The organism is Mesorhizobium sp. 113-3-3 (assembly GCF_016756495.1).
Lineage (GTDB): Bacteria > Pseudomonadota > Alphaproteobacteria > Rhizobiales > Rhizobiaceae > Mesorhizobium.
The window spans coordinates 1594317-1606296 of record NZ_AP023243.1 but is presented as its reverse complement, the minus strand read 5'-3'; the positions used below and the strand labels follow the sequence as shown (position 1 = coordinate 1606296).

Genomic DNA, 11980 nt, shown 5'->3' with positions numbered 1-11980 from the left:
TTTCAGCGGACCCCTTTTACGAGGTCGCGCGCGGCGCTGATGATGTCGGGAACCTGCGGCACCGTCGCCTTCTCCAGCTCCGGATTGTAGGGGATCGGCGTCTCGGCGCCGCCCAGCCGCACGATCGGCGCATCGAGATAGTCGAACGCCTCGCTCTCGGCGACCATCGCGCTGACCTCGGCGCCGATGCCCAGCGTCTTGACCGCTTCGTAGACGCACATCAGCCGCGACGTCTTCTTGACGCTGTCGATGACGGTCTGCTTGTCCATCGGCCGGATGGTCCGGAGGTCGACGACTTCGACGTCGATGCCTTCGGCTTCCAGCGTCGCGGCGGCGTCGAGCGCCTTCTGCACCATGATCGAGGTCGCGACGATGGTGAGATCGCGGCCCTCGCGGCGGATATCGGCCTTGCCGATCGGCACCGTGTAATAGCCTTCAGGCACCCGGCCCTTCATCTTGTAGAGCAGCTTGTGCTCGAAGATCATCACCGGATCGGGGTCGGCGACCGCCGCCAGAAGCATGCCCTTGGCATCATAGGGCGTCGCCGGCTGGATGACCTTCAGGCCCGGCACATGGCCGAGCCAGGCCTCGAGGCTCTGGCTGTGCTGCGCCGCCGCTCCGGTGCCCGAACCGGCGGGAAAGCGCATCACCACGGGAACCGAAACCTCGCCGCCCAGCATGAAGCGCATCTTGGCAGCCTGGTTGACGATCTGCTCCATGGCGAGCGTGGCGAAATCGGAAAACTGAAACTCGAAGATCGGCCGCATGCCGGTGAGGGCTGCACCGACGGCGACGCCCGCTCCACCCAGTTCCGAAATCGGCGTGTCGATGACCCGTTCGGTGCCGAAGCGCTCGACCAGATCGCCGGTCACCTGGAAGGCGCCGCCATAGACGCCGATATCCTCACCCATCAGGAAGACGCGTTCGTCCATGTCCATGGCGATCGCCATGGCTTCCTGGATCGCCTGGGCGTAGCTCAGTTCACGCACCAACGCGTCCATCACGCCTGCTCCGTATACACGTAATTCCCGGTCTCGCTGACGTCAGGCGACGGGCTTGCCTTGGCGAACTCGATGCCGTCGGCGATCTCCTGTGCGACCGCGTCGCGGATGGCCTCGATGCCCTTGTCGTCGATGAATCCGAACTCCCGCAACTCGTTTTCGAACAGCGTGATCGGGTCGCGGTTCGACATCCAGTCCTCGATCTCTTCCTTGGTGCGATAGCGGTTGCGGTCGCTCTTGGAATGGCCGCGATGGCGGTAGGTCTTGGATTCGATCAGCGTCGGCCCTTCGCCGGCACGGGCGCGCTCGACGGCCTTGTATGACGCCTCGGCGACCTCCGAAAAGATATTGCCGTTGACGATGATGCCGGGCATCGAATAGGCGGCCGCACGGTCGGCGATGTTCTTCACCGCGGTCGAACGGGCGGTCGATGTCGACATGCCGTAACCATTGTTCTCGCAGACGAAAATGACCGGCAGCTTCCAGACCGCAGCCATGTTGAGCGCCTCGTGGAAGGCGCCCTCATTGTTGGCGCCGTCGCCGAAGAAGGAGACGACGACCTTGCCGGTCTTCATCATCTTGGAGGAAAGTGCCGCACCGACGGCGATTGGGATGCCGCCGCCGACGATGCCGTTGGCGCCGAGATTGCCCTTGGCGACATCGGCAATGTGCATCGAGCCGCCACGGCCCTTGCAGTAGCCCGTGGTCTTGCCGAAGAACTCGGCGAACATACGCTTCACCTCGGCGCCCTTGGCTATGCAATGGCCATGGCCGCGATGGGTCGAGGTGATCTGGTCATCCTCGCCAAGCGGCATGCAGATGCCCATGGCGCTGGCTTCCTGGCCGATCGACAGGTGCATGGTGCCGTGGATCAGGCCGCGCACGTAGCTTTCCTCCGCGCCCTCCTCGAAGCGGCGGATGAGGTACATCTTGTAGAGCACCTGCTTGAGCTGCTCGGCGCTGTACTGGCGATAGACGAAAGGCAGGTTGGCGCGACTGTCCGCGACGGCTTTGCTGGCTCCGGCCATGATCAGGCTCCCACGGTTCCGTAGACGAGCTTGTCCTGGCGGGCACGCAGTTCGGCGATCTTGGAGCCCGGGGCAGGCGCCGCATTGGCGTAGGTGATGAGCTCGCCCTTCTTGATCGGCGCGGTGACCGAGCCGCCCTGCAGCAGGCCGCAGGGAATGGCCTTGGCGGCATGCGCTTCCGGCGCCGTCATGATCCAGGCGCGGTAGCAATATTCGCCGATCGCATCGAGCTTCTCGCCGGGCTGCATGTCCTTCTTGGCCACGGCGGCGACTTCGGCCACGGGCTTCGCCAGCGGCACCATGTCGGCCTTGCCGTAGAGCACGACGCGGGCGCAGGTCAGCGGCACTTCCAAAGACGTCAGGTGATAGGGGCGGTGGAAGGTGAAATATGGGCCCTTGCCCATCTTCAGATCTTCCATGCGTTCCGAAATGCGCGGATGCGACATGTCGGCAACGACGAAGACGCCGGGCGCCACACCCTTGCCGATCGAGTAGTCGACGACGCCGACCCTGGACAGCACGCCGCCATCCTTTTCCGGCACCAGCACTTTCGAGAGTTCGCCGAGCGTCGCCGCCGGGCCATGCATGCCGGCCTTGTCCGGCACCAGCCCGGTGGCATTGGCGATCGCCGCCATCTCGACCATGGTCTTGGAGCCGTCGACGAATTCGACCAGCATGCGCACATTCATGTGCCGGCGCCTGGCCTCGTCCTCATAGGCGGGCGGCGTGGCGTCGATGTTGAGCGGATTGTTCTTTCCCTTGCCGGCGGCGACGATCGGATGGCCCATCGCCGAGACGAATTCGATCAGTTCCATGCAGGAGGACGGCTCATCGCCGGCGCCGAGCGAATAGGTGACGCCGAGCCGGTCGGCCTCGCTCTTGAGATAGGCGCCGATGGTGACGTCGGCCTCGACATTCATCATCACCAGGTGCTTGCCATGTTCCATGGCGCGCAGGCCGATTTCGGCGCCGACGGCGGGAACGCCGGTCGCGTCGATCACCACGTCGATCAGGTCATTGTTGATGACCAGGCTGGCGTCGTTGGTGACCGCGACCTTGCCGGCCTCCATGGCGGCCGTCATCGCCGAAGCGCTCGACACTTCACGCGCATGGCCGGTTTCCTGGAAGGCGATATCAACAGCCCTGCTGGCGGCCGGCAGGTTCAGTTCCGAGATCGCACCGATCTCGATGCCAGACATATGGGCAACGCGGGTGACGATGTCGGTTCCCATCTCGCCGGAGCCGATCAGGCCGATGCGGATGGGCTTGCCCGACTTGCCGCGTTCCTCGAGATCGCGGGCAAGGCCCGTCAACGAAACATTGGAAGCCATACCGCTCATTCCTCCCACATTGCAGGCTTGTTCATTCGCTTGACGGGTATTGAACATCTGTATTTCTGTCAAGACTAATGTCCAATTTCATACACTTTTTGGCACCTTTCGCGGAGACCGCGTGTGAGCCCAAAAAGCTCTATGAGGGACGGCAACCGTGCAGGACGATGCGCGGGCAGGCGATCGCCCGGACATGATCCTCGGCGCAAGGGGAATGCACGGGGAGCTGGCGCCGTGAATGGGTCGCGGCGACCGCCGCGTCGCGTCCGGAGTGGAGGCCTCTACGGGACTCGATCCGACACCGGCGGCACGGGAAAATCATGGAAATGCACGATGACCCCATCCGCGTCGATGAAGATCACGGCATAGGCCGGCGGCTCGTGGCCCAGGCTCCAGCTCTGCGAAAAATCGAGCGCGGTCTGATGGTTGGTGCTGCGTAGCGTGCTGACGGGGATGCCGCGCCAGCTGCCGGCGATCGGCCGGTGGACATGGCCGGCGAAGATGTGGCGGACATTGCCGTGGCGCGACAGGACGTCATGGAAGGCATCGGCGTCGCCAAGCCTGACCTCATCGAGCACCGGCATGTGGATCCGGAACGGCGGGTGGTGCATGAACAGGAAGGCCGGGCCGCGCGCCTCGCTGAGCTTTTCGTCCAGCCAGTCGAGCCGTGCGGCGCACAGCTTGCCCTCGACATGGCCGCTGTCCAGCGTGTCGAGCAGGATCAGGCGCCCCTCGCTGCCGTCGAAGACGCTCTGCACGAACCCGCGCTCTTTGGCAGCCTCGGGGAACATCTCGAAAAACAACGCCCGGTCGTCATGGTTGCCGAGCATCAGTCGACAGGGTGGCGAAAATCGCGCCAGCCTCTCCCGCAACGCCGCATAGGCGGCCCGCTCGCCGTCATTGGTCAGGTCGCCTGAGATCACCACCAGATCGGCATCGGCATGGTTCTCGCCGATGTCGGCAAGGCAGGCCTCAAGCCTCGCCAGCGGATCGGAGCCATAGAGAAGGCCGCCCGGCGCCATCAGATGCGGATCGGAGAGCTGGATGATTTTCATGGACCTGACCGTACCCCTTCCCGCCGGCACCGCGTGGTGCCAGCCGGAAACGCAACGCCTCGACTGACCCTCTACTGTGCCGTCCAGCCGCCGTCCATCGGCAAGGTCGTGCCGGTGATCTGCCTGGCCGCATCCGAGCACAGGAACAGGGCCAACGCCGCCAGTTCCTCCACGGTGACGAATTCCTTCGTCGGCTGTGCGGCGAGCAGCACATCGTGCTTGACCTGTTCCTCGGTCATGCCGCGCGCCTTCATCGTGTCGGGAATCTGCTTTTCGACCAGCGGCGTCCAGACATAGCCGGGCGCGATGGCGTTGACGGTGATGCCGTCCTGCGCCACTTCCAGCGCCACTGTCTTGGTCAGCCCTGCAATGCCGTGCTTGGCCGAAACATAGGCCGACTTGAACGGCGAAGCGACCAGCGCATGCGCCGACGCGGTGTTGATGATGCGGCCCCATTTGCGCGCCTTCATGCCCGGCACCACTGCCTTGATGGCATAGAAGGCCGCCAGAAGATTGATGCGGATGATGGCCTCCCACTTGTCGTCGGGAAAGTCCTCAATCGGCGCGACATGCTGGATGCCGGCATTGTTGACCAGAATGTCGAGGCTGCCGAACGCCGCCTCGGCGTCATGCACCATGGCGCTCACCGCGGCGCCATCCATCATGTTGGCGTCGGAATAGCGGCACTTGACGCCGAAGTCCTTCTCGATGCCCGCGCGCTCCTGTTCGATGGCCGCAGGATCGCCGAGACCGTTGATGGTGACATTGGCGCCCTCGGCGGCAAAGGCGCGGGCGATGGCCAGGCCGATACCGCTGGTCGAGCCGGTGACGAGGGCATTCTTCGAAGACAGGGAACCCATGATGATCTCGCGAGAAGTGGGAGGGGAATGGGAGCGTATAATTGTGCGTCGCAACATGACTATGACAGAGCCATATGTCGGTGCGATTACGGCCAGACGACAGCGCCGGCACGGCCTCGCCCGCTGCGAAACCATGGTCGTTTGGCTGACACGGCACTGTCATGGTGCCGTGCAACATAATCGGCTGCGCATTCGCGCGGTCATTCCTGAACGAAATCCGTCCGACAGAACCTTGGGGGTGCAGCTTGGAAATCGCCGATGTCGTGAAGCGCGCCTACGCGATGCCGCTGACCAATCCGTCCTTCCCGCCCGGGCCCTACCGTTTTTTCGACCGCGAATACATCATCATCACCTACCGCACGACGCGTGAGGCGCTCGAAGCAGTCGTGCCGGCGCCGCTGGAAATCGACGAGCCGCTGGTCAAGTACGAATTCATCCGCATGCCTGACTCCACCGGCTTCGGCGACTACACCGAGACCGGCCAGGTCATCCCGGTGAAGTACAAGGGCCAGCATGGCGGCTACGTCCATTCCATGTACCTCGACGACGACGCGCCGATCGCCGGTGGCCGCGAGCTCTGGGGTTTTCCCAAGAAGCTGGCCAACCCCAAGATCGTCCATGAAGGCGAGGTGATCGTCGGCACGCTGCACTATGGCAGCGTCCTGTGCGCCACCGGCACGATGGGCTACAAGCATCGGGAAGCCGATCATGATTCCGTGCTGGCAGCGCTCGCCGCTCCCAATTTCCTGATCAAGATCATCCCGCATGTCGACGGTACGCCGCGCATCTGCGAACTCGTGCGCTACTACCTCACCGACATCACGCTGAAGGAAGCCTGGACGGCGCCGGCGGCGCTTGATCTCAGGCCCCATGTCATGGCCGACGTAGCCAAGCTGCCGGTGCTCGACATCGTGTCCGCCGTCCACTTCAAGGCCGATCTGACGCTTGGGTTGGGCGAGGTCGTCCACGACTATCTCAGTGATCACAGCCGGCTCGCAACCAGCACAACCCAGCCGGAGAAAATTCGTGCTTGAACGCCACCGAAACAAGGAAGCCGCCGCCACGATCGCGGAGATCTCGGCTCAGTATGACCGCATCGCTTTGGTGTTCCAGGGCGGCGGCGCGCTCGGCGCCTACCAGGCCGGCGTCTATCAGGCGCTGGCCGATGCCGGCTGCGAGCCGAGCTGGCTGTCCGGCGTCTCGATCGGCGCCATCAACGCCTCGATCATCGCCGGCAACGAACCCAGCCGCCGCCTGCAGCGGCTTGAACAGTTCTGGCAGACGATCTCGGGCCGCAAGATCTGGTCCTACACGCCGGAAGGCGACATCTACCGCGACATCCGCAACCGCACCTCGTCCTGGATGACGATGACCATGGGCCAGCCCGGCTTCTTCAAGCCGCGCAACCCCAATCCCTGGTTCGAGCCGCAGGGCGCCGAGGGTGCGACCAGCTTCTACGACACCGCAGAACTGAAAGACACGCTGGAGAGCCTGATCGACTTCGAAGTGCTGAACGACGGCAAGAAGCGGCTGAGCGTCGGCGCGGTCAATGTCCGGACCGGCAACTTCGTCTACTTCGACACGGAGAAAGTGCGCATCGGTCCGGAGCACATCATGGCCAGCGGCGCGCTGCCGCCGGCCTTTCCATCGGTCCGCATCGAAGGCGAGTATTATTGGGACGGCGGCATCGTCTCCAACACGCCGCTACAGTATCTGCTCGACCAGGAGGAGGACCGCTCGTCGCTGGTGTTCCAGGTCGACCTGTTCAGCGCCCGCGGCGTGCTGCCGCGCAGCATGCCGGACGTGTTGTCGCGCCACAAGGACATCATGTATTCCAGCCGCACGCGCCAGAACACCGACAATTTCAAGCGCATCCATGGCCTGAAGATGCGCCTGCTCGACGCGCTCAAGCGCGTGCCCAAGGACCAGCTGACGCCGGCGGAAGAAGCGCTGATCGCCGACTATTCGGACGCCGGCCTGGTCAACATCGTGCACCTGATCTACCAGCACAAGGGCTATGAAGGTCACGCCAAGGACTACGAGTTCTCCGGCACCTCGATGCGCGAGCATTGGGAAACCGGCCTGGAAGACACGCAGCGCACCTTGCGCCATCGCAAATGGCTGACGCTGCCGGCCAATGCCGACGGCGTTACCATCCACGATCTGCACAGAGAAGATCCGACCTGAAATCGACAGGCTAGCGTGGGCCGCGACATTTCCTCGATTCCTAAGACCCAAAAGAAAACGGCGCCGCAAGCGGCGCCGTTTCTGCGTAGTGGACTGCGCCCGCTCAGAACACCTGGCGGAAGACAATGAACAGCACGAAGGCCAGCGCGATCGAGCATGGCAGCCTGCAGGGTCAGCACCCAGGCCAGCAGCAGGTTGCGTACCGTCGACCATTGGAGGCCCGAGCCGTTGGCGGCCATCGTTCCGGCAACGCCCGACGACAGGACATGGGTGGTCGAGACCGGCAGGCCGAGCCGGTCGGCCATGCCGATGGTCACCATCGCAATGAGTTCGGCCGCCGCGCCCTGGCCATAGGTCAGATGGCTCTTGCCGATCTTCTCGCCGACCGTGACGACGATGCGTTTCCAGCCGACCATGGTGCCAAGACCCAGCGCCAGTGCCACTGCGATCTTCACCCAGAGCGGGATGAACTTCGTCGCATTGTCGACGGCCTTGTGGTAGTCGGTCACCGCCTTGAGATCGGCGGCCTGCATCGGCAGCAGCTGCTTCTTGTCGATCAGCTTGAGCGCCTCGCCGATCAGATAGATGTCGTTGCGGGCGTTGCTGACCAGGTCGGTCGGCACGGTGTCGACCGACGCATAGGGCTGCAGTCCAGCCGTCGTGTTGTGGATGTAGGTCTGCAAGGCGACAGTCGTCTTGTCGCTCCAGCTCCGGGTGCGCACGGCGTCCTGGACGGCCGCCTTGGCGTCCTTGGCATCGGTCACGGTGACGCCGGGCTTCACATATTTGCCCAGCGCCGTTTCGACATTGGCCGAAGCCGACTTGTAGGCTTCGAGATAGTTGATGTCCGGCGTGCGGTTCAGCGCATAGGCCGTCGGCACGACGCCGATCAGGATCAGCATGATCAAGCCCATGCCCTTCTGCCCGTCATTGGAACCGTGCGCGAAGCTGACGCCGGTGCAGGTGAAGATCAGCAGGCCGCGGATCCACCATGGCGGCGGCGTGTTGCCCTTCGGTGCCTCGTAGAGCGCCGGATTGCGCACCAGAAGCTTCATCGCATAGAGCAGTATGGCGGCGGCGAAGAAGCCGATGATCGGCGACACCAGCAAGGTTATGCCGACATTGGTCGCCTGCGACCAGTCGACGCCGCTGGTGGCGCTGCCAGCGGGCGCCATGAACTGGTTGGCGAGGCCGACGCCTATGATCGAACCGACCATCGTGTGCGAACTCGATGCCGGCAGGCCGAGGAACCAGGTGCCGAGGTTCCACAGGATGGCCGCGACGAGCAGCGCGAACACCATGGCGAAGCCGGAGGAGGAACCGACCTGCAGGATCAGCTCGACCGGCAGCAGCGACAGGATGCCGAAGGCGACCGCGCCGCTGGAGGTGAGAACGCCGAGGAAGTTGAAGACGCCCGACCACATGACAGCGAATTCGGCCGGCAGGGAGCGCGTGTAGATGACGGTCGCCACCGCATTGGCGGTATCGTGGAAGCCGTTGACGAATTCGAAGCCGAGCGCGATCAGCAAGGCGATGCCGAGCAGGATCCACGGCACGGTCTTGGCCACCGCCAGATCCTGGCTGAGCGCGTAGCCGACATAGACCACGCCGACCAGCACCAGCACGCCGAAGGCCGGCAGAAACCACATCGCGCCGCCCGAACTGTCCAGCGGATGATCCGGTCTCGGAATGCCCGCCTCACTAGAAACTATGTCCACCATGTCCCACTCCTATTGCATTGCAGCAAAGAACTGGGAAAGACGCTATGTCCGCACGATGAACCCTGTGTGACGCAGAGACAGGGGGGCTTCGGCCTTGGAAACTCCTATGCCGGAGCGGAGCGTGTCTTCAGGATCGCCGAGAACAGCGGATCGAAGGCGCGGCTGATCGGCGCCGCGGCGGCACCCAACGCGATGGACCAGGGGTCGGTGGTGCCAAGCTGAAGGCGCGGCAGGTGCCGACCTGGCCGGTCGGCGATCGACGGCAGCAGCGGATGCATCGCCTCGACAAGCCGGCGCGCCAGCGCCTCCGGCGCGCCGCTGGTCAGGATCACGGTCTGCGGATCGAAGATCGTCTCGATGAGATGCACGCTCCAGCGCAAATCATGCGCTGCCCCGTCGATCCAGGCCATCATCTTCGCATCCCCGGCCAGCACCAGGGCGTTCATCTGTTCGTAGATATCGCTGTCCGCCGGATTGAGGCCGAGATGCTGGTAGAGCGAGGCCAGCGAGGCGCGGTGCTCGAGCGGCGTCGAGCCCGGACCGGCCGGCGCCAGCAGCGCCATGCCGATTTCGCCGGCATTGCCATGGCCGCCGCTATAGAGCTCGCCATTGAGGATCAGCCCGGCGCCGATGCCGTAGCCGACATAGAGGCAGACCGCGTGGTCGACGCCGTGCGCCGCGCCGACGATGCGCTCCGCCGTGGCGCAGGCGGCGGCATCGTTCTGCAGGCCGACATTCAGCCCCGTGCCTTTGGCCAGCGTCTCCAGCAGCGGAAATTTCTGCCAGGCCGGCATCATCCATTTGTCGTCCGAATCCTTCAGGCCGAAAGGACCGGGCATGGCAATGCCGAGGCCGACCAGCCGCTTTTCCGACTGGGCCGAAATGCCGGCCAGGTCGTGGCGCACACCAGCGATCAGCTCCAGAATGATCTCGACGCCCTTCGACGGCTCATCGAAAGGCAGGTTCGCCTCGGCCCGCGCCAGCACACTGCCCATCAGGTTGACGGCCACGGCGCGCGTCAGATGGCGGTCGATATGCAGGCCGATGGCGAAGGCGCCCTCGGGCACCAGCCGGTAGGGGGTCGAGGGTTGTCCCCTGCCCTTGCGCACCGCATCGAGTGCGACGACCAGGCCATCGCTTTCGAGATCCTCGATGATGTTGGAGACAGCCTGCTTGGTGAGCTGCGTCGCCCGCGCCAGATCGGCCCGCGACAGGGCGCCATTGAGGCGCAGCGCCTCGATCATGACCCGGCGGTTGTGTGCGCTGGTGCCTTCCTGGTTGGTGCCGCTTTTGGCGCGGATCGGGCTGATGTCGTCCACCGGCTTTTCCCCTCTTGACTCCATTAGAATATTGATCGAGTAATTAAGTCAAGCGAGTTGACTTAATGCAAACCGAATGTCCCAAAACAAGATGGCCAAGGCGCTCCGCCTGTCGCCACTGGTCAGCCGGATAAAGCATCGGGTCACGCGACATGGATCCGGGAAGACGATGCGCAACGCCCGCATCGCCGACCCGTCAACACCGGAAATGGGAGAAGAAGATGCTTAGGACAATCACCAAAACACTGGTCGGCGCGGTCTTCGCCGGCGGACTGCTCGTCCCTCACGCTTTCGCCGAAACGACGCTCAACGCGCTGTTCATGGCGCAGGCCGCCTATAGCGAAGCCGATGTGCGCGCCATGACGGACGCCTTCACCAAGGCCAATCCCGACGTCAAGGTCAATCTCGAATTCGTCCCCTATGAAGGCCTGCACGACAAGACGGTGCTCGCTCAGGGTTCTGGCGGCGGCTATGACGTCGTGCTGTTCGACGTCATCTGGCCGGCCGAATACGCCACCAACAAGGTGCTGGTCGACGTCTCGTCGAAGATCACCGACGACATGAAGAAGGGCGTGCTGCCCGGCGCCTGGACCACGGTCCAGTACGACGGCAAATACTACGGCATGCCGTGGATCCTCGACACCAAATATCTGTTCTACAACAAGGACATCCTGGAGAAGGCCGGCATCAAGACGCCGCCGAAGACCTGGGAAGAGCTTGGCGCGCAGGCCAAGATCATCCAGGACAAGGGCCTCTTGAAGACGCCGATCGCCTGGAGCTGGTCGCAGGCCGAGGCCGCGATCTGCGACTACACCACGCTGGTCAGCGCCTATGGCGGCGACTTCCTCAAGGACGGCAAGCCGGACTTCCAGAATGGCGGCGGCCTCTCGGCGCTGAAATACATGGTCGACAGCTACAAGTCCGGCCTCACCAACCCGAATTCCAAGGAATTCCTGGAAGAGGACGTGCGCAAGGTCTTCGAAAACGGCGACGCCGCCTTCGCGCTGAACTGGACCTACATGTACAACATGGCCAACGATCCGAAGGACTCGAAGGTCTCGGGCAAAGTCGGCGTCGTGCCGGCGCCGGGCGTCACCGGCATCAGCGAAGTTTCGGCCGTCAACGGCTCGATGGGCCTCGGCGTCACCGCGGTCTCCAAGCATCCGGACGAAGCCTGGAAATACATCGAATACATGACCTCGCAGGCGACGCAGAACCAATATGCCAAGCTGTCGCTGCCGATCTGGGCCTCGTCCTATGACGACCCGGCCGTCACCAAGGGTCAGGAAGAGCTGATCGCCGCCGCCAAGCTCGGCCTGGCAGCCATGTATCCGCGTCCGACCACGCCGAAATACCAGGAACTGTCGACCGCGCTGCAGCAGGCCATCCAGGAATCGCTGCTCGGCCAGTCCTCGCCGGAAGACGCCCTGAACACCGCTGCCAAAAACAGCGGCCTCTGAGCACTTTTCTCCAGTTAC

General features: G+C 63.7%; 9 protein-coding genes and 1 pseudogene. 3 read left to right on the top strand and 7 right to left on the bottom strand.

Annotated features, from left to right (window positions below; genetic code table 11):
* Window positions 1-2 precede the first annotated feature (2 nt).
* The 5 genes from JG746_RS07760 to JG746_RS07740 form a co-directional block, all read right to left on the bottom strand.
* Window positions 3-1001, bottom strand: a complete 999-nt coding sequence (locus tag JG746_RS07760) for an alpha-ketoacid dehydrogenase subunit beta (RefSeq protein WP_202357611.1) — start codon at window positions 999-1001, stop codon at window positions 3-5.
* A complete protein-coding gene (locus JG746_RS07755) occupies window positions 1001-2029 on the bottom strand; it encodes a thiamine pyrophosphate-dependent dehydrogenase E1 component subunit alpha (RefSeq protein ID WP_202357610.1) in 1029 nt (342 codons plus the stop codon). The genes JG746_RS07760 and JG746_RS07755 overlap by 1 nt, the downstream gene beginning before the upstream one ends.
* A 2-nt stretch (window positions 2030-2031) precedes the next feature.
* On the bottom strand, window positions 2032-3360 hold the full coding sequence (locus JG746_RS07750; RefSeq protein WP_202357609.1) for an NAD(P)H-dependent oxidoreductase: 1329 nt from the start codon (window positions 3358-3360) through the stop codon (window positions 2032-2034).
* Window positions 3361-3641: 281 nt separating this feature from the next.
* Window positions 3642-4415 carry a phosphodiesterase gene (locus JG746_RS07745; RefSeq protein WP_202357608.1) on the bottom strand — a complete coding sequence of 258 codons (774 nt, stop codon included), beginning with the start codon at window positions 4413-4415 and terminating at the stop codon, window positions 3642-3644.
* 71 nt (window positions 4416-4486) lie between these two features.
* The gene (locus tag JG746_RS07740; RefSeq protein ID WP_202357607.1) at window positions 4487-5275 is read right to left on the bottom strand and encodes a 3-hydroxybutyrate dehydrogenase; all 789 of its coding nucleotides are present in this window, start codon (window positions 5273-5275) and stop codon (window positions 4487-4489) included.
* A 245-nt stretch (window positions 5276-5520) separates the two neighbouring features.
* Here JG746_RS07740 and JG746_RS07735 point away from each other — a divergent pair, with 245 nt between their 5' ends.
* A complete protein-coding gene (locus tag JG746_RS07735; RefSeq protein ID WP_202357606.1) occupies window positions 5521-6309 on the top strand; it encodes an acetoacetate decarboxylase in 789 nt (262 codons plus the stop codon).
* Window positions 6302-7462, top strand: coding sequence for a patatin-like phospholipase family protein (locus tag JG746_RS07730; RefSeq protein WP_202357605.1), 1161 nt, complete (start codon window positions 6302-6304; stop codon window positions 7460-7462). Before JG746_RS07735 ends, JG746_RS07730 begins: the two co-directional genes overlap by 8 nt.
* 103 nt (window positions 7463-7565) lie before the next feature.
* Here JG746_RS07730 and JG746_RS07725 read toward each other — a convergent pair.
* Window positions 7566-9183, bottom strand: a pseudogene (locus JG746_RS07725) (inorganic phosphate transporter).
* A 104-nt stretch (window positions 9184-9287) separates the two neighbouring features.
* The gene (locus JG746_RS07720; RefSeq protein ID WP_202357604.1) at window positions 9288-10502 is read right to left on the bottom strand and encodes an ROK family transcriptional regulator; all 1215 of its coding nucleotides are present in this window, start codon (window positions 10500-10502) and stop codon (window positions 9288-9290) included.
* A gap of 221 nt (window positions 10503-10723) precedes the next feature.
* Here JG746_RS07720 and JG746_RS07715 point away from each other — a divergent pair, with 221 nt between their 5' ends.
* Window positions 10724-11962, top strand: coding sequence for an extracellular solute-binding protein (locus JG746_RS07715; protein ID WP_202357603.1), 1239 nt, complete (start codon window positions 10724-10726; stop codon window positions 11960-11962).
* The last annotated feature ends 18 nt before the right edge of the window (window positions 11963-11980 follow it).

Excerpts from the sequence above, each read along its gene's own strand:
- JG746_RS07750 (WP_202357609.1), bottom strand. The coding sequence starts at position 3,360 with ATGGCTTCCAATGTTTCGTTGACGGGCCTTGCCCGCGATCTCGAGGAA.
- JG746_RS07755 (WP_202357610.1), bottom strand. The coding sequence starts at position 2,029 with ATGGCCGGAGCCAGCAAAGCCGTCGCGGACAGTCGCGCCAACCTGCCT.
- JG746_RS07740 (WP_202357607.1), bottom strand. The coding sequence starts at position 5,275 with ATGGGTTCCCTGTCTTCGAAGAATGCCCTCGTCACCGGCTCGACCAGC.
- JG746_RS07760 (WP_202357611.1), bottom strand. The coding sequence starts at position 1,001 with ATGGACGCGTTGGTGCGTGAACTGAGCTACGCCCAGGCGATCCAGGAA.
- JG746_RS07745 (WP_202357608.1), bottom strand. The coding sequence starts at position 4,415 with ATGAAAATCATCCAGCTCTCCGATCCGCATCTGATGGCGCCGGGCGGC.
- JG746_RS07715 (WP_202357603.1), top strand. The coding sequence starts at position 10,724 with ATGCTTAGGACAATCACCAAAACACTGGTCGGCGCGGTCTTCGCCGGC.